The sequence below is a fragment of the Chryseobacterium endalhagicum genome (assembly GCF_016745235.1).
Classification (GTDB): Bacteria; Bacteroidota; Bacteroidia; order Flavobacteriales; family Weeksellaceae; genus Chryseobacterium; species Chryseobacterium endalhagicum.
This window is the reverse complement of sequence record NZ_JAELVM010000001.1, coordinates 589,491-606,612: the sequence shown is the minus strand read 5'-3', so window position 1 is coordinate 606,612 and position 17,122 is coordinate 589,491. Positions and strand designations below refer to the sequence as shown.

The window sequence follows — 17,122 nt, the reverse complement described above, 5'->3', positions numbered from 1 at the left end:
TTATAAAGTTCTGGGTTTCGGGATGCGGGTTTCGAACCAGTAACTCTCAACCAAGCAACTGTCAACCAGCAACAAATTCTCCGCTCATACGCTCTCCAAGCACCTCAAGCTATTTCAGTTTCCTATTAATTACCCTATCCATATAATCCTGATACCATGCTTTTGCGGTCAGCATTTCTTTTTCTATTTCCGGGGTTTTTAGTTTACCCAAAAGGTTATTGGCAAATCCAAGGTCATTTTTTTCATATACTCCGGTGATTTCCTTACCGTCAAAACGGTACATATGGTTTCCGATGATAAACTGCTCTGAACTTCCATCTGAATTCACCACAATGGGCGGATATTTTTTATCGCTTACAAGGCTTCTTCCCCAGCTTCTGATCTGTTTATTGTACCCGATCAGATCTGCCAGGGTTGGATAGATGTCTATCTGCTGTGCCACTTCAGGATTCACGCCTTTAAGGTTGTATGCAGGATTTGGAGAGTACAGAATCAAGGGAACAGCAAAACGGTTCATCGCTTTTTCATATTCACCGTAGGCAATCTGATTGGTATGATCTCCTGTGAAAACGAATATGGTATTGTTAAACCAAGGCTCCTTTTTAGCGGTTTCAAAATATTTTTTGATGGCATAATCCGTGTACTGTATCGGTTCATGCATTTCTATGGTTCCTTTTTTAAATTTCCCTTTATATTTTTCAGGAATTTTAAACGGATGATGCGATGAAGCAGTAAATACCGTGGTCATAAACGGCTGTTTCTGGCCTGTATTTTTTGCGAAATACTGAAGGAAAGGTTCATCCCAGATGGCCCACATTCCGTCAAAATCCTCATCATGATTGAATTCGTTTTTCCCGAAATAATGTTTAAACCCTAATATATTTCCAAATCCAAGGAAGCCCATGGATCCGTTTGGTGCACCGTGATAGAAAGAAGTATCATAGCCCAGATCATTACACACCGAAACAATAGACTGAATTTTCTGATTGGAATACGGTGAACTGGTAAATGCATCGGTAAGACTTGGAATTCCCGCCAGCACGCTGCTCATTCCATGGATAGACTGCCGTCCGTTTGCAAAAGTATTAGGAAAAATCAAACTCTGTCCCGCCAGACTGTCGATGAATGGAGTGTAGGAAACGTAGCCATTGATATTTTTATCTTTATTAAAAGCTCCGGAATATTCCCTGCCGAAAGATTCAACGATAAAAATGACAATATTGGGACGGTTTTCTACTTTCCTGTCATAAAGTTTATAAGGCTGAACATTATCCGTGATAAATTTTTCGTCTACAAAATGAACTTCTTTAAAGTTATTGGTTCCCAGCGTTCTGAAAAATGAAAACGTACTGTTCAAAACAATATTCCCTTGAAGCGGATTAACTACGAAACGGTTGGCATCCACCAAATTGATTGGTCTTGTGCTGTGTTTGAAGTCACCACGGATCCCTCCGACAACCAATACGGCCGTTCCGCAAAGAGTCAATATGGACCAGATGAAGTAAGGGATAAGCTTTTCCGGCTTTCCCGATGTAATTTTCACTTTTTTGTACAGGAAAACCCAAAGTGCCATTAACACAATGAACCAAATCAGTACAAAAGGATGCTGCATAATGGAAACAGTGAAAACCTTAAAAATATTGGATTCATGTTTCGCCACCTGCAATGCGGTGGATGTCAGCCTGGCCTGGGCAAATTTATAATAGACAAAATCACCGAAATTCATGGCATAGGCTATTCCGTTGGTGATGAAATACAGCCAGAACAGAACGGCCTGATAAGCTTTTTTGGTATTGATGACAATTGGAATAAGGCTCAGCAGAATAAATAAAGCATTGACGTATAAGATCGCCGTTGTGTCGAAAGCAATCCCATGAAATGCAATATTGAAATAATCTGAAACGGAATCCACTTTGATGAGTTCCTTATTGAAAAACCAGAACAAAAGTCTGGCAACCTGATAAAAAACGTATGCTAAGAAAATTCTGTATAAAAGAGCCAGAACTTCCTGCTTTCTAAATTCTTTAAAAAATTTCATCCGGCAAATTTACATCAAATTCACATTAATGTATTTTTTCCTTCATAATATTTCAGGATAAAATTTGGAAAAACTGTATTTTTGCGGATATGAATTTCATAAAAAATAATCTTGCCAATTTACTGACGCTTGCCAATTTATTTGCGGGCTGTGTGGGGGCGATACATTTGATTCTGGGAGATTACCAGACTACGGCGATCTGTCTTATTCTTTCTTCCATTTTTGATTTCTTTGACGGGTTTGTAGCCCGCGCTGTAAAATCCAACTCCAATCTGGGACTTCAGCTGGATTCTTTGGCAGATATGGTAAGTTTCGGACTGATTCCGGGTCTTACGATGTACAAAGCGCTGGAGCCGTTCGGAAATGAAATCCTGGGTCTGCATCTTCCTTTTGATGTAAGCTATATCGGGCTTCTGGTGACGGTTTTCTCTTGTCTCAGACTGGCCATCTTTAATCTTGATGAAGAACAGCGTTATTATTTCAAAGGATTAAACACCCCAACCAACACCGTACTGCTCTTTGGACTGTATTATGCGTTCAAAGAAACCGGAAACTTTGGATTTTTATTTGACAATTCATTATTTCTGATTGTATTGACGCTTATTACCTCATGGCTTCTGATCAGCCCGATCAAGATGATGGCCATGAAATTCAAATCGAAAAAGCTGCAGGACAATTATCCGAAAGTTATTTTATTAGGCGGCGGAATTGCTATTCTGATTATATTTCAGATCGTAGGTATTCCGATGCTTGTTATTTATTATATATTAGTATCGCTGGTTTTTCAAAGACAGCTGAAGTAGAGACTAGAAGTTAGAAGCTAGATGTTAGATGTTAGAAATTAGTATATCAACTCATCAGCATATCAGCATATCACCCAATCAGCACATTATCAAATTAACTCATTTTCAAATTAACAACATGAATTTAAAGCTCCATAAACCTCTCTGTATTTTTGATCTTGAAACTACAGGAACGAATATCGGGAAGGACAGAATTGTAGAAATCTGTATTTTAAAAGTCAATCCGGACGCGTCCAGAGAAAGCAAAACATGGCGTGTGAATCCGGAGATGCCTATTCCTGCTGAATCCAGCGCCATCCATGGAATTTATGATGAGGATGTAAAAGATGCGCCTACGTTCAGAGAAATTGCCCCAAAGGTGATGGAAATGCTTGCAGGAAGTGACCTTGGAGGATTCAATTCAAACAGATTTGATGTTCCGCTTCTGGCAGAAGAATTGCTGAGGGTAGAAATAGATTTTGATCTGAGTAAATTCAGACTGGTGGATGCACAGACTATTTTCCACAAAAAGGAACCGAGAAATCTGGGTGCTGCTTATCAGTTCTACTGCGGAAAGGTTCTTGAAAACGCACACTCTGCCGAGGCTGATGTGATGGCTACTTTCGAAGTCCTGGATGCGCAGGTTGGAAAGTATGACGATATTCCGAATGAGATTGCGCCTTTAAGTGAGTTCACTTTCCATAATAAGAATGCTGATCTTGCCGGATTCATCGGATTCAATGATAAAACCGAAGCTGTTTTCAACTTTGGGAAATATAAAGGCCAGGTGGTAAAAGCTGTTTTCCAGAAGGATCTTGGCTATTACGGATGGCTTCAGAATGCGGATTTTCCGCTGTACACCAAAAAGGTATTTACAAAGATCCAACTTTCAGGTAAATTTTAAAAAATGTCGAATCTGACCCGTTTTAAATTCTACGAAACCGCTCTTGAAGCCAACAGGGACAAGCAGATCCTTGCTGACAACGGCGTGAACAGCTTCATCGCCAATGAGCAACTGATCCAGTCGGACTGGCTGCTTTCTCAGGCTGTGGGCGGCATTCAGCTGCAGGTTTTTGAAGATGATCTGGAAAAGGCTAAACAGATCCTGCAGGATTATAATGATAATGAGGCCTATTCTTTGGAAGTAGAACATACCATTAAAGACCCGGCATTTGATTTTGTATGCCCGAAATGTGGCTCCAACCATATTTACAGGGACGACAGGGCTACAAGCTTCTTTGGAATCTCCATTTTGTCGAGCCAGAAGTTTGTATGCTATTATTGCGGAAATGAGTTTACACCCGAATAAAGTTTAGGTTTAAAAATAATAAAGACTGCTTCGTCATTACATTCCCCGCAATGACGGGCTCATCAAACATAAATAATTAAACGTTATGAAAATCATTTGTATAGGAAGAAACTACAGCGAACATGCTAAGGAATTAGGAAACGAAATCCCTGAACAACCGGTTATTTTCATGAAACCCGATACGGCGGTTCTGAAAGGAAATGATTTTTATATTCCGGAATTCTCCAATGATGTTCATTATGAGCTTGAAGTTGTTTTAAAAATTTCAAAAGGAGGAAAATACATTCAGAAAGAAACGGCTCACAAGCATTATGAAGAGATCAGTCTGGGAATAGATTTTACGGCAAGAGATCTTCAGAGCGAACTTAAATCCAAAGGACTTCCCTGGGAACTGGCGAAAGGTTTTGACGGTTCTGCCGTAATGGGAAATTTCTTTAAAAAGGAGAATTATGATCTGGAAGCACTTCAGTTTTCCTTACTTCAAAACAAAGAAAAAGTTCAGGACGGCAATACAAAAGATATGATTTTCAGTTTTGATGATATTATTGCTTTTGCGTCCCAGTACTTCACACTGAGGGTAGGTGATCTTATTTTCACAGGAACTCCGAAAGGGGTAGGACAAGTGCATGAAAATGACATCCTGGAGGCTTATCTGAGAGATGAAAAAATTCTTGACATCCGAATATTATAAGTATTTAACATAAAAATTCCGGCTTTTTTTCTTATCTTTAGGATAACAAAATTAGAGGTCATGATAAATATTGTACTTCCCGTAGATTTTGGGGACAAAACAGAACAGCTTGTAGACGGAGCCGTAAAATTTGCAAAACAGTTGAACGGCAGAATCTTTCTGATTCACGTGGCACCTTCGGATATTGGTTTTGCTATCGGTGATATGGGATATCAATATTTTCCTGAAGTAGAAGCCAATGAGATCAGAGAAGAACTGGTACAGCTGAATAAGATCGAGCAGAGAATTATAGCTAATGATGTAGACTGCGAGCATCTTTTAAAACAGGGAATCGCAAAGGATACGATCCTGGATTATGCAAAGGCTAAGAATGCAGATTATATCGTTATGGGATCACATGGCAGAAGCGGAATTTATGATGTGTTTATTGGAAGCTTAACGAAAGGGCTTACGAAAGATTCACCGGTTCCGGTACTTGTACTTCCCATCCACGACTAGAGAAAATTGAATTTTAATCGTTAATAAAAAAACCGATCAGACCAAAGTCCGATCGGTTTTTTACTATATAACCAATTAATTAACCTTCTTTTTTATAGATCTTAGGATCGTAGTAAGGGTTTTTACCCTCAGTAGGAGAATAATATTCTTTGTCTTTATCACCGCCCAGTGTCACAACCAGTACATAGCACCAGTATACGAATAATACACAGCAAACGATAAATAGAATCCAGTTCAGAACATTTCCAAATGCATCAAAAAAACCGAAGGCCCATTTGAAAACTTTACTTAAGAATAACCAGAAAGACGTCATTATTTTCCTTTTTTAAATTAACTTTGTACAAATTTATAAAAAATGTTTAAATTACTTTCAAAAGAAAGCAATATTTTTTCAATTCCTGTTTATATTGGTTTTCTTCTTTTAGTAGTTATAATATTTAACATACTGAATTTCAATACTTATGAGGCTATTGTTGCCGGAATAACTTTCCTGGGAATTGCTCTGGGTTATTTTTGTTTTCACAGCATTGCCCTGAATTATCAGACGCATCTGCCGTTATTTCTATATACTATTTTTGTTTTCGGCCTGTATCCGGGAAATCTGGACATCGGAATTGCGGTATCCCTGCTTACGAATTCCTTTCTTCTTCTCCTTCTGACAAGTGCCGATGAAGATATCAGGAAGAAGTCCTATGTACTGGTAGGAGCCATTGTGGCCCTGAATTTTATTTTCCTGCCTACCACGTGGCCCATGGCGGTTTTCGTGATTGTTCACGTGATTGCAACGTCTCAAAAAGTAAGTTTGAATCTCTTCAGGTTCCTTTTGGGAATTGTAATGATTGCATTCAGCTATTTTTCCATCATGTTCTTTTTCAGTTTTACAACGTGGAATATTGATTATTTCCCGTTTGGAAAAATGAAGCCGATGACGGATTATATGGATCTCCTTCCTTTGATTCCTGTGCTGCTGATGCTTATTTATGCAGTATACGACCATTTTAAAAATTACAATAAAAAAAGCCCGATAAGCCGGTACAAATATACATTCCTGCTTGTCTTTTCACTGGCCCAGCTGGTGACCATTATTCTGTATATGAATAAAAACTACGAATATTTACTGCTTCTGGCATTTCCATCAAGCATCATTCTCAGCAGGATGATGAGATTTCTGCCTAAATACTGGATGCAGGAGGTAAGCTTATGGCTTATCATTATGAGCTTAATTACTTTTAAAGCAGGTACGTATTTTAATTTATTTTAAAGATTATGATTCAGATAGACGATAAATTGATTTCAGAGGATATTTTTTCCGAAGAATTTGTTTGCAACCTTACGAAATGTAAAGGTGCATGCTGTGTGGAGGGAGATGTAGGTGCTCCTTTAGACGAGGATGAACGTGAAATTTTAGACAGTATTTTTGATAAAATAAAACCTTATCTTACCCCGGAAGGCATCAAAGCCCTGGAAGAGCAAGGTACGTGGACTACGGATCCGCAGGACGGCATGTATGTGACGCCTATGGTAGAAGACCGCGAATGTGCATATGTAACCTTTGATGAGAAAGGAATCACGAAATGCGGTATTGAAAAAGCTTATGAGGACGGCGCCGTAGACTGGCAGAAACCGATCTCGTGCCACCTCTACCCGATCCGCATCACGGAATATTCTACCTTCACAGCCCTGAACTACCACGAATGGAGTGTATGCAGCGATGCGTGTGCTCTTGGAAAAGAACTTCAGGTTCCGATCTATAAGTTTCTGAAAACACCACTTACCAGAAAGTATGGTGAAGAGTTCTACGGTGTTCTGAGTGAAGCCGCCGATGAATGGAAAGCAGCCTATGGCTCTTAAATGATACAACCGCAGACTTTCTGCGTTTTTTTTATTGATTGACCTGTTTTTTTAAATACAAAGCAAGACAAAGAATTAAATAGAATATCTTTTTATTTTTAAGATAAACAAAAGACGTAAACTTATATAAGCAATACCATGTTCTGGCTTTACTTTCTTTCGCTAATTCAGATTTTTGTTTAATAAAAAACATAAGAAGAGATCATCTGCATTATGATTAAAGGACATTTTTTAAAAACATACAGAAGGATTTTAAGAATACAATTTAAATTCGCATTTTTGTAAAAAAACCGGCTATGCAAAAAGAAAAATTACGCGCCATAAGAAAACAGAAAGGCTATACCCAGCAACAGATCGCCGACATCATAGCCACTGATGTATCCAACTACAGCAGAAAAGAAAGCGGCGATGTACGGATTTTCCGAGATGAATGGGAGAAAATTTCCCGTTTTCTGGATCTTCCCATGGAAGAAATTTATGAGGATGACGAAGCGAAGACCATTATCCAGAATCCGGTATTCAATGACAGCCCGGGATCTTATGCTATGGGAAATGTTACCCATTTCAACAATGAAATGAGTCTTGCCATTATAAAGAATCTTCAGGAATATATAGAGCTTCTGAAAGATGAAGTGAAAAGGCTGAAGGAGGGGAAGAAATAAATAAAAAAAACCGCAGACTCATCTGCGGTTTTTCTTTATCGATTAATTATTCTTAAAAATATTATTTCACGACTGCTGCTCCCGTTACTGCCGGTTTTGCATCCGCTTTTTTACTATTTTCCCATCCGTCTTCCGGCATCAGAGTTGCTGTGATTTTCCCTTTGGAAAGGTATTTCTTTGCAACATCCTGAAGGTCTTTTACGGTCAGTGCTTTTACTTTTTCCTGATAGTTCAGGATGTCGTATTTATCACTGCCGTCTAACTGATTTCTGGAAAGAGCGCTCAGCCAGAACATATTATCTTTAAGTTCTGTTTTGTTATCGTTGTACTCCCCTTCTTTGTATTTGTCAAGATCTTTTTGCTCAGGACCTTTGTCAATCAGCTTTTGAAGTTCGGTAACGGCACTTTTTGTAAGCTTTTCAGCGTTTTCAGGTCCGCAAGGGAAACTGATGCTGAAATTGTAAGTACTGTAAGGAATTCTGCTCATATTTCCTCTGGCACCACCACCATAAATACCGCTTTCATCTTCTCTGAGCTTCTCAATAACCTTGATGGTTGCCACTTCTCCAAGTGCTGAAAGAGCAAGGGCTTCTTTTTCATTATAAGGAGTTTCTCCGCTGTAAGAGATGGTCACCATACTCTTAGGATCTTTTCCTTTTTTGTACACCTTTGAATAATCTCCGGTCAGCTGTCTGTAGCCCGTATCTTTAAAGGTTGCTGTTTTTCCTGAGGTAGGAAGACCGCCGATATACTGAAGAACCTGCTCTTTAAGCTTAGCTTCATCTACATTTCCTACGAAATAGAACTGGAAGTTCCCAGCATTGGCAAATTTCTCTTTATAGATATCGTATGCTTTTTTATAATCTGTATTCGCCCAGTCTTTTTCCAGCGGGAATAAGCCTATGAATCTAGGGTTCTTCTGGTTCATAAATTTCGCATGCTCGTTGGAGAAATACGCCTGTGGATTAGACAGCAGGTTATCCAGCATTGCGGATTGTTTTTCTTTATAAGCATTGAATGCTGCAGGATTGTAATTCAGGTCTGTAAAATAAGCATACATAAGCTCCATAGCTGTTCCCAGGTCTTTTTGGGAAGTTCTTCCGGAAACCCCTTCAAAGTAAGGTCCTATCATTGGATTTACGCCTACCTGTTTTCCTGCAAGATAGTTCGTCAGATCAGCTTTCGAAAGTCCGCTTACTCCCGCTTCAGACAATGCTCCGAAAGCAAACTGGGTTTTGATAAAGTCGGCATCAGAGATCAGAGAGTTTCCTCCTAAACTTCTTGCGGAGAAAACAATTTCGTCATCTTTGAAATCTGTTTTTTTGAAAGTAACTTTAGCTCCGTTGCTTAACGTCCAGGTTGTTGTTCCCAGTTTGGCATCAGTTTCAGTCTTGGCGATTTTCCCTTCAGATTTGAAAGGTTTTACTAAATTTTTGATCGCTGCTTTCTCCTCGTAAGGCTTAAGATCAGCTGTTTTTACGGTTTCAAAAGTATTCATAACCATCGCCTCAGTAGGCATAGTCACGTTATCTTTTTTAGGTCCTGTGATCACGATGACACGGCTGTCATCCTTCACCATTTTTTTGATGACCTCATTGGTTTGAGCTAAAGTCACCGTAGGCAGGAAAGATTTGGTATCTTCATATTCCCAAGCTATTCCCGGCATCGGTTCCTGCTCCAGGAAGTTTCTTACGTACTCATCTACCAGCATATCACTTTCCGTTTTATCACGGTTGTTGTAAGATCTTTCAAGGTTGGAAATCATCTGCGCTTTTGCCCTGTCAAGTTCAGACTGCGTAAAGCCAAATCTTTTGGCTCTTTCCACTTCTTCCAATAGAACTTTCAAAGCATTCAGCTGCTTTCCTTCTTTTACCATGGCAAATCCCTGGAAAGCTTCTTTGGTTCTTGCATCAGTACCTCCATGATAAACCGATCCGAATGTAAAAGGCGGATTATTTGAATTAATGAGTTCTCTCAGCCTGTTGTTCAGCATAGTCGTAGAAAGACCTTCCACAATGCTTTGGTTATACTGCTCCACAGTAACATCCGGTTTGTAGGCATCGGCATCTTTCATGATGAACTGAACCATTGAATTGGTAGCATCAGGATCCGTTTCTATGGCCACTAATGTTTCTTTATGATTCGGAAGATCGAATACTTTTCTTTCTTTCGGTTTTGAAGGATTTTTATATTTCCCGAAATTGTCTTTGACCTTTTTTTCAACTTCATCCACATTGATATCTCCAACTACTACGATGGCCATCAGATCCGGCCTGTACCAGTCTTTATGGAATTTTCTGATCACATCCGGTTTGAAGTTCTCCAGGACATCTTTTGTACCAATTGGAAGCCTGTCTGCGTATTGTGATTTGTATAATAGTTTAGGAAGATATTTATCCTGCATTCTTTTATCTGCACCAAGCCCCAGCCTCAGTTCTTCAAGAACTACTCCTCTTTCTTTGTTGATTTGAGCATCAGAAAGTGTAGCGTTAAAAGCCCAGTCTTCCATTACTTTCAGCCCGGCATCAAGATTCCCCGGTTTATCCAAAGGAACCGGAAGCATGTATACGGTTTCATCAAAACCGGTGTATGCATTCAGGTGCTGCCCGAATTTCACCCCGATAGACTGTAGAAAATCTACCAGTTTGTTGTCCGGAAAATTCTTGGTTCCGTTGAAGTTCATATGCTCCATAAAGTGGGCTAAACCTCTCTGGTTTTCGTCTTCAAGAATAGATCCGGCATTGATGGCCAGACGGAAATCTACTTTTTTTTCAGGTAACGTGTTTTTTTTGATGTAGTACTTCATTCCGTTGGAAAGGGTACCTACTCTCACAGAAGGATCCACCGGGATATTCTGTCCGGAAATATTTGAGGCCATGAGGAAAATGACCGCAAATGAGGATAAAACTTTTTTCATATAATTTGATTTTATTTTCTGGCTAAAAGTATCATTTATTCATCAGCTGGAGAAATGGTGAAATTCATATTATAGTTAAATTTGAGTTAAAATTATTGAGTCCATAAAAAAAGCCGGAAAAGATCCGGCTTATATGATGTAAAACAACGTTTTTTTATTTAAAATCTGCATCAGAAACTCCCGAGTTCAAAACCACTTTTGTAGTTTTTATCGTTATTTTCTGGCCTTTTCCTTCAATTTCCACTTCAGATGGGAACTTAATGCCTTCTACCGTTAAATAATTTTTTACAACAACGGTTCCTTCTCCTGCTACAGAGCTGTACAGAAGACCGGTAGCCTGATCAAAGTAGAATTTTCCTTTTTCCGAAGACAGTACGTTATAGTCCTGCGTTCCTATTTTCTCTACGGTCACTTCCTTAAAGCTGGCAGGATTGAAAGCCAGTGCTTCAATGGTAGTTCCTTTTTTAAGTTCAGCAATATTGTCCGCCGGGAAATCAGTTTTCTGTCCTGCTCTTTCAATATATCCTTTTTCACCGTCAAACATCTGGGTCACTTTCTGTCCCATAGCTGTTTGTACAGATTTGAATTTATTGCCCTGTTTCATTGTGCTCATGGTGATATCCATTCCCTGCACATTAAGTGTATTATCCGTCACGGTAGACTTTACAGCTTCTAATTTAGCCTTTCCTCCCAACGCTTTGAAATAGTTATCAACCACCTGGTTTGGCGTCAGTTTAGATTTTACGACTTCCGTCTTCTTTGCGGGAGCTGCGCTGGTCTGTTGAGCTGCGGCCGGAACAGAGAAAAGCACGGCGCAGAAAAACGGAATGATCATTTTTTTCATATCTCTAATAAGTTTAGGATGTAAATATAGGAAATATGACCACAACAAATAAACCAAAGACTACTTATCCACGATACATTATAATACCTGTAAGAATACTTTAAGGTTTTTTAAGAGAATAGGCCCGTGAAAAGATGATGCGAAAGAGAATCACAGGGAGCGAAAATTGGGATTTTACTGAAAGATAGAATTCCTTTTGTGCCTTTGAGTAACCACTCAAATCCGAATAGCCTCCAACTTTCTTACCCTCATTAAAACAAAAAGCTCTTATCCTGCATTCAGGTTAATTAAGTAAAAACTCTTTTAAACCAAACATAAAAAAAGCCTCCGGACAACCGGAGGCTTTCAAATATTTATATCGAAATAAATTATTTCTTAAGTTCTTCTAAAAACTCGTCGTGAGAGATTTTAGTTTCTTTTTTTCCTCCTTTTTCAAGGATTACGTCTTTCAGTTTAGCCATAGCCACTTCAGAAGAAATTTGTCTTACCTGCTCCTGGTCTTTCAACATTTCAACAGCATATTTCTGGATTTCTTCGTCTCCTAAATGGTGAATTCCGTAGATCGCCAACTGGTTTCTTACCAACTGCTCAGCCTGAGCCAATACGTCAGCATAGTCTAACTGGATCTCGTTGTCCGTCATTAATTTACCTTCAATGATCTGGTATCTTAACTGGCTTTTCTCTGCATTAAGGATTTCTTTAGCCTGCTCTTCAGACTGGATATTCTGGTTAGAGAATAATAACCATTTTACAAGGAATTCTTCAGGAAGTTTTACTTCTTCTTTTTCAGTAACCTGCTCCAATACTTTATTCACATAGTGAACATCAGCATTCTGCTGGAAGTACTCATCCAATTCAGATTTTACTTTTTCTTTAAGCTCTTCTTCAGAACTGATTGTTCCTTCTCCGTATACTTTGTCGAATAACTCCTGGTTAAGCTCAGCAAGGTTCAGTGAATAGAAATCTTTTACTTTAACTTCTACTTCAGCGTGGTGCAAATGCTCCACTTCTTCTTTAGAGAATCCTAATTCTTTAGCTAATTCTTCGTCACCAGCAAGAGTTTCCTTAGATACTTTTACAGAACCGTCCATTTTCAAAGCTTTTACCAATTTGAAAGCTTCTTTGTTTTCAGCGGTAATAGTAGCATTCTTTGGGTGATGGTGGTGCTCTCCTTCAGCATCTTCTTCTACAACCTGAGAAATTTCCAAAGCTACATAAGAATCCTTAGTGATTTTATCCTGAGGAACCTGCTCTGCAAAACGCTTCTGCATGTTCTCAATGCTCTTTGTAATTTCTTTGTCAGAAGCTTCTACTTTGTAATGAGGAGCTTCATATTTAGCTAGATCTATTGTGAATTCAGGCTCATATCCAACTTCGAAAGCAACTTCAATTTGAGCAGCATTATAATCCAGTTGGTTTACTGGCTGAGGAACAGGCTGTCCAACTAATCTTAATTTGTTTTCATTAACATAGTTGTTCAATGCGTCAGAAACCTGTTTGTTGATTTCTTCGAATGCAATACCTGCTTCATATTGTTTTTTAACCATACTTAAAGGCACTTTCCCTTTTCTGAAACCAGGAACTTGCGCATTTTTAGCATAATTAATCAACTGCTTGTCTACTTTTTCTTTGTAGTCAGATTTTTCCAATGTCACTGTAAGCAATGCACTTACATCATCATGGTTTTGTGCGGTAACCTTCATTATTGATTAAAATTTTAGGTTGCAAAAATATGAAATTTTTATGAGAATTACCCACTTAAAATCAATTCTTCATCTTCAAATGTGTATAAATAAAAAACCACTGAAAATTTCAGTGGTTTTATCCTTGTGTATATTTTTAATTACTCAGGTTATAAGTAGCTTCTGCATCTGTTTCTCCTCCCACTACGCTTCCCCAGGCAGTTCCGGATTTGGCTTCATTTACGCTTTCCGGCTCATGAATCAGGATAAGCTTCAGGAATGGAGCAGTTCCTCCAACAGCCTGTGTCACGTCCCATTTTGTTCTCAAACCTACTCTTTTACCATCGTTTCTAAGGTCGCCTCCATCCAGTCTGGTCACCGTGATATTAGATTTTGGAAAATCGAAAATAAGGAAATGCTCATCTTTAGCTTCAATAATTTCCTGCGTTGCATCTTCATTTCCGTTTCTGAATTTGGCTTCCACAGTATAAGATTTCCCGTCTTTCAAAGGAATATTAGGAATTCCCCCTGCTCCGATACTGTAGTTATATTCGATAGCCGTAGATCCCGGAGTATCTTCTTTTACCAGCAAAATAATATTGGTAAGCTCTTCCTGAGGAAGGTCATCCTCTTCCACGGAGCCGTCTCTCTGACATGAAATAACGGCAACTGTGATGAATAAAAATGCTAATAGTCTGAAGATATTTTTAGTGTTGAATAAATTGTTCATTGTAAGAATTTTAAAGTTGTAAAATTGTAATTAAATTTTTCTGAGATCTTTAGAATCTGTATCTAAAGTTTAAAATAAAGTTTCTTCCTGCCTCATCCGCGAAGAACCTCAGACGGTTCAGATAATCTCTGTACGAAGTGTTGAAAAGATTGTTCACGATAAGTCCTGCAGAAAGATTTTTGCTGATATTGATTCCCGTCTGAATATTCCAGAGTGAATACCCGCTTGGCGGTGTACTGAAATCGATCATTTTATCCACCAGCTCGCCATCTACATAAATTTCCAGCGCAGCATTACGGATCGGGAATCTTGTTTGTTTTAAAAAGGTTTGATTTTCAAGGGTAAAATAGAAATTGTTCCATTTTTCTTTTTTGAACTGTAAGGCGTTGGAAAAATTCGGAGGCATCATTAAGATCAGAGGCTCGTTGTTCGTATCATCCTGTCCGTGCACATAAGCTCCTCTTCCCACATAGGTAAGATCATCGGTCAATTTAAGATTGATATCCAGATCTACCCCATACATGGTTGCATCAATCTGCTGGTAAGCCCACTCAGGAAATACCCCTCTGATGGTCCCTTTGATCCCTACAGGAACCTGGTTGATGAAGTTTTTGGTGATGAATAAATAAGGATTCACGGAGATATTCAGTCCTTTTAAAACATTCAGCTTTGAATCTACCGTTAAATTAAACTGATGTCCCTGTTCATTTTTCAGTCCCATATCACCTGTTTCAATCACGCCTGCAGAATGGTGCAGACCGTCTGAAAACAATTCTGCAATATTCGGAGACCTTCCTACTTTTGCATAATTAAATTTCAGATCAAAGTTTGAATTGGGGCGGTATTCCAGCCCTGCATTGAAGGAAACGTTATTATAATTAAGCTGAGGACGCGTCAGAATCCTGTTTTCATCCTTTTTTACATAAAATTGTGGAAAAGTGTCTGCATATAATTTATCCCAGTCGCTTTTGTCGTACCATTTGGTTACGTCATAACGTGTGAAATCATATCTTGCCCCTGCCTCAAAATTAAATTCATGGGAAATTTTGTATTTAAAAACAGAATACACTCCCGCAGAATATTTATCGTAATTAGGAATCAGACGTCTTGCTTTTGTCGCCGGATCTGAATAATTGTTTTGAAAAGCACCGTCAATTCCGGTTTCCAAAGACCATTTTCCCCTTTCAAGGAGATCATTAAAGTTAAACTGGTGCGTCATCAGCTCCAGATCCAGAGAAGGCGTATCTTTCAAATCCCCTCTTCTGATATCATATTCCTGTCTGTGATTAAACTGATAGCTGTATGTGGCTGAAAGCTTTCCAATATTTTCAAATCTTTTAAATGCCGATACTTTAGCGATATGATGCTCAATAACCTGTCTCGGATTATCAATATCATAACTGAATTTCCCTGAATACACGGGCGGATTGGCATTCATTGCCCTGTCATAATCTCCCGTACTGGAAACATGGGAATCCCTTAAAATCCCGATATTCTGATTTGTCAGATAATAATCAAATGAAATTCCTTTTTCATAGCTGTTATTCTGAACCGTAAAGTTGAAGGAGGAAAAATCCATCCCTGTATTCTTCAGATTATAATCAGGGGCACTTTGATCACCCAGTTTTTTGATGCTTCCACCGGACTTCACAGCCCAGCCGTTTTTCCAGACTCTCGCTACATCTGCATCCAGCGCAAGACCTCTTCCATTGGAAATTCCTGTGAGTCCTACAGAACCTTTTATGGTATCTTTTTTAGGGAAAATCTCAGGTTCCAGGACCACGACTCCACCAATGGCATCGCTTCCATACTTCAGGGCAGAAGCTCCTTTGATCACATCGATATGCTGGAAATTATTGATATCAACATTGGGAGCGTGCTCTACCCCCCATTCCTGCTCTGCAAGACGAACGCCATTATTCAAAATAGCAATCCTGCTTCCATACAATCCGTGGATCACAGGTTTTGAGATATTATTTCCTGTTTTCAAAGTGGCCACTCCGGATATTTTCGATAATAAATTTCCAAGATTATCCGTAGAATTTCTCTGGATTTCAGATTTATCAAGGGTTTTAATGATCAGAGATCCATTGGATTTATGGCTCCCGTGAATCGTCACCGTCTCAATATCCTTGATGTGGTGCTCCAGTGTAATGCTTACATGTACATCCTGATCGACTCCTATATTTTCAGTATAATCATCACAATCAGGGTGTTTAGCAATGAGTATATATTTTCCCGCAGGAATTTTATTGAATATAAATTTCCCTTTACTGTCTGTTTTGGCAGTGAATCCACCGATATTCACGACTGCATTTTCCAGCATGGTTTTATCGTGAAAATCCTGAACGGTTCCTTCTACAGTATAGGTTTTCTGTGCATTGATCAACGTCAGCCCGCAAAGGACCAACATCAGACTATATATCAATTTCATTGTAAAATAGATTGATTGCGTACCCTTTCAGGTACATTTTTTCGTAAAAATTTTGTTGAATGGGAATGTGGGTTTTTAGATTTCAGATGTCAGATTTGAGACTTGACTTTGAAGCCATTTCAGGAATAATCAACCTGTAATTCTTAAACTCTAAAACTCTCGAACTCTAAAGCACTCGGACCCGTAAACCCGAAATCTGCATTCCGAAACACGGAACCCGTAACATTACCCAGATATGAACTTTAAACTGAATTAAAGCCCATAGAAAATCTATGATTTATGAAACTGCGGGAGGCCCCCGAAGCTGAAAAGTAAATTTAGTCTGTGACCATATTTTTTCCTGAAGCGCAATGGTCTGCTTTACTTCGTGCGAAAAATGTTCAAAAGTAAAATTGAATTCTTCAGGAATCAGTGTATTTCCTGTGGCTAAGAAATGACAGGCAAGACAGTCACCCGGCTTCTCTTTTGAGGAAGCTTTGGTCATTGTATTTTCAGTCTTTTTAAGATTGAAGCTCTTAAAATAATCGACTGTATCATGATGGTGAAAGCTTTGGGAAAACAGCGCAATGAAGTATATCCCAAACAAAAGTTTGGAGATAAAGTTCTTCAGATTCCTGCTTTCCTTAAAAATCATGTTGGTAAAATTATAAAAATAATTTAAGTTTTATGAAAAAAAACTATCCA

At 38.8% G+C, this 17,122-nt stretch carries 16 protein-coding genes; 8 read left to right on the top strand and 8 right to left on the bottom strand.

Going from position 1 to position 17,122, the window contains the following annotated elements:
* Positions 1-109: 109 nt before the first annotated feature.
* Positions 110-2,038 (bottom strand): LTA synthase family protein, encoded by a 1,929-nt coding sequence (locus JET18_RS02605; RefSeq protein ID WP_202089060.1) that lies wholly within the window; start codon positions 2,036-2,038, stop codon positions 110-112.
* A gap of 89 nt (positions 2,039-2,127) precedes the next feature.
* Between JET18_RS02605 and JET18_RS02600 the strand changes: the two genes are divergently transcribed.
* From JET18_RS02600 to JET18_RS02580, 5 genes are all read left to right on the top strand, one after another.
* Positions 2,128-2,841, top strand: coding sequence for a CDP-alcohol phosphatidyltransferase family protein (locus JET18_RS02600; protein WP_202089059.1), 714 nt, complete (start codon positions 2,128-2,130; stop codon positions 2,839-2,841).
* 118 nt (positions 2,842-2,959) lie between these two features.
* The gene (locus JET18_RS02595; protein ID WP_202089058.1) at positions 2,960-3,724 is read left to right on the top strand and encodes a 3'-5' exonuclease; all 765 of its coding nucleotides are present in this window, start codon (positions 2,960-2,962) and stop codon (positions 3,722-3,724) included.
* Positions 3,725-3,727: 3 nt separating this feature from the next.
* Positions 3,728-4,129 (top strand): putative signal transducing protein, encoded by a 402-nt coding sequence (locus tag JET18_RS02590; protein ID WP_202089057.1) that lies wholly within the window; start codon positions 3,728-3,730, stop codon positions 4,127-4,129.
* Between the two features lie 85 nt (positions 4,130-4,214).
* Complete coding sequence (locus tag JET18_RS02585) at positions 4,215-4,820, top strand: fumarylacetoacetate hydrolase family protein (RefSeq protein ID WP_202089056.1); 606 nt, start codon at positions 4,215-4,217, stop codon at positions 4,818-4,820.
* A 60-nt stretch (positions 4,821-4,880) separates the two neighbouring features.
* Complete coding sequence (locus JET18_RS02580; RefSeq protein ID WP_202089055.1) at positions 4,881-5,318, top strand: universal stress protein; 438 nt, start codon at positions 4,881-4,883, stop codon at positions 5,316-5,318.
* Positions 5,319-5,397: 79 nt separating this feature from the next.
* Here the strand turns inward: JET18_RS02580 and JET18_RS02575 are convergent, their stop codons facing one another.
* On the bottom strand, positions 5,398-5,631 hold the full coding sequence (locus tag JET18_RS02575) for a DUF6341 family protein (protein WP_202089054.1): 234 nt from the start codon (positions 5,629-5,631) through the stop codon (positions 5,398-5,400).
* A 42-nt stretch (positions 5,632-5,673) separates the two neighbouring features.
* Between JET18_RS02575 and JET18_RS02570 the strand changes: the two genes are divergently transcribed.
* From JET18_RS02570 to JET18_RS02560, 3 genes are all read left to right on the top strand, one after another.
* Entirely contained in the window at positions 5,674-6,579 is a 906-nt protein-coding gene (locus JET18_RS02570; RefSeq protein ID WP_202089053.1) for a DUF6427 family protein, read from the top strand.
* A gap of 5 nt (positions 6,580-6,584) precedes the next feature.
* The gene (locus JET18_RS02565) at positions 6,585-7,169 is read left to right on the top strand and encodes a DUF3109 family protein (protein ID WP_202089052.1); all 585 of its coding nucleotides are present in this window, start codon (positions 6,585-6,587) and stop codon (positions 7,167-7,169) included.
* A gap of 296 nt (positions 7,170-7,465) precedes the next feature.
* Positions 7,466-7,831, top strand: coding sequence for a helix-turn-helix transcriptional regulator (locus JET18_RS02560; RefSeq protein ID WP_202089051.1), 366 nt, complete (start codon positions 7,466-7,468; stop codon positions 7,829-7,831).
* Positions 7,832-7,892: 61 nt separating this feature from the next.
* Here the strand turns inward: JET18_RS02560 and JET18_RS02555 are convergent, their stop codons facing one another.
* The 6 genes from JET18_RS02555 to JET18_RS02530 all read right to left on the bottom strand — a co-directional run bounded on the left by JET18_RS02555 (position 7,893) and on the right by JET18_RS02530 (position 17,072).
* Complete coding sequence (locus tag JET18_RS02555) at positions 7,893-10,748, bottom strand: M16 family metallopeptidase (protein ID WP_202089050.1); 2,856 nt, start codon at positions 10,746-10,748, stop codon at positions 7,893-7,895.
* 154 nt (positions 10,749-10,902) lie between these two features.
* On the bottom strand, positions 10,903-11,592 hold the full coding sequence (locus tag JET18_RS02550) for a hypothetical protein (RefSeq protein WP_202089049.1): 690 nt from the start codon (positions 11,590-11,592) through the stop codon (positions 10,903-10,905).
* Between the two features lie 368 nt (positions 11,593-11,960).
* On the bottom strand, positions 11,961-13,295 hold the full coding sequence (locus JET18_RS02545) for a trigger factor (RefSeq protein ID WP_202089048.1): 1,335 nt from the start codon (positions 13,293-13,295) through the stop codon (positions 11,961-11,963).
* Positions 13,296-13,431: 136 nt separating this feature from the next.
* The gene (locus JET18_RS02540) at positions 13,432-14,004 is read right to left on the bottom strand and encodes a hypothetical protein (protein ID WP_202089047.1); all 573 of its coding nucleotides are present in this window, start codon (positions 14,002-14,004) and stop codon (positions 13,432-13,434) included.
* A gap of 49 nt (positions 14,005-14,053) precedes the next feature.
* Positions 14,054-16,438 (bottom strand): TonB-dependent receptor, encoded by a 2,385-nt coding sequence (locus JET18_RS02535; protein WP_202089046.1) that lies wholly within the window; start codon positions 16,436-16,438, stop codon positions 14,054-14,056.
* Positions 16,439-16,715: 277 nt separating this feature from the next.
* Complete coding sequence (locus JET18_RS02530; RefSeq protein ID WP_202089045.1) at positions 16,716-17,072, bottom strand: hypothetical protein; 357 nt, start codon at positions 17,070-17,072, stop codon at positions 16,716-16,718.
* Positions 17,073-17,122 lie beyond the last annotated feature (50 nt).

What these genes read in the sequence shown, in the direction of transcription:
- JET18_RS02605 (WP_202089060.1), bottom strand. Translation starts at nt 2,038, where the DNA reads ATGAAATTTTTTAAAGAATTTAGAAAGCAGGAAGTTCTGGCTCTTTTA.
- JET18_RS02600 (WP_202089059.1), top strand. Translation starts at nt 2,128, where the DNA reads ATGAATTTCATAAAAAATAATCTTGCCAATTTACTGACGCTTGCCAAT.
- JET18_RS02595 (WP_202089058.1), top strand. Translation starts at nt 2,960, where the DNA reads ATGAATTTAAAGCTCCATAAACCTCTCTGTATTTTTGATCTTGAAACT.
- JET18_RS02590 (WP_202089057.1), top strand. Translation starts at nt 3,728, where the DNA reads ATGTCGAATCTGACCCGTTTTAAATTCTACGAAACCGCTCTTGAAGCC.
- JET18_RS02585 (WP_202089056.1), top strand. Translation starts at nt 4,215, where the DNA reads ATGAAAATCATTTGTATAGGAAGAAACTACAGCGAACATGCTAAGGAA.
- JET18_RS02580 (WP_202089055.1), top strand. Translation starts at nt 4,881, where the DNA reads ATGATAAATATTGTACTTCCCGTAGATTTTGGGGACAAAACAGAACAG.
- JET18_RS02575 (WP_202089054.1), bottom strand. Translation starts at nt 5,631, where the DNA reads ATGACGTCTTTCTGGTTATTCTTAAGTAAAGTTTTCAAATGGGCCTTC.
- JET18_RS02570 (WP_202089053.1), top strand. Translation starts at nt 5,674, where the DNA reads ATGTTTAAATTACTTTCAAAAGAAAGCAATATTTTTTCAATTCCTGTT.
- JET18_RS02565 (WP_202089052.1), top strand. Translation starts at nt 6,585, where the DNA reads ATGATTCAGATAGACGATAAATTGATTTCAGAGGATATTTTTTCCGAA.
- JET18_RS02560 (WP_202089051.1), top strand. Translation starts at nt 7,466, where the DNA reads ATGCAAAAAGAAAAATTACGCGCCATAAGAAAACAGAAAGGCTATACC.
- JET18_RS02555 (WP_202089050.1), bottom strand. Translation starts at nt 10,748, where the DNA reads ATGAAAAAAGTTTTATCCTCATTTGCGGTCATTTTCCTCATGGCCTCA.
- JET18_RS02550 (WP_202089049.1), bottom strand. Translation starts at nt 11,592, where the DNA reads ATGAAAAAAATGATCATTCCGTTTTTCTGCGCCGTGCTTTTCTCTGTT.
- JET18_RS02545 (WP_202089048.1), bottom strand. Translation starts at nt 13,295, where the DNA reads ATGAAGGTTACCGCACAAAACCATGATGATGTAAGTGCATTGCTTACA.
- JET18_RS02540 (WP_202089047.1), bottom strand. Translation starts at nt 14,004, where the DNA reads ATGAACAATTTATTCAACACTAAAAATATCTTCAGACTATTAGCATTT.
- JET18_RS02535 (WP_202089046.1), bottom strand. Translation starts at nt 16,438, where the DNA reads ATGAAATTGATATATAGTCTGATGTTGGTCCTTTGCGGGCTGACGTTG.
- JET18_RS02530 (WP_202089045.1), bottom strand. Translation starts at nt 17,072, where the DNA reads ATGATTTTTAAGGAAAGCAGGAATCTGAAGAACTTTATCTCCAAACTT.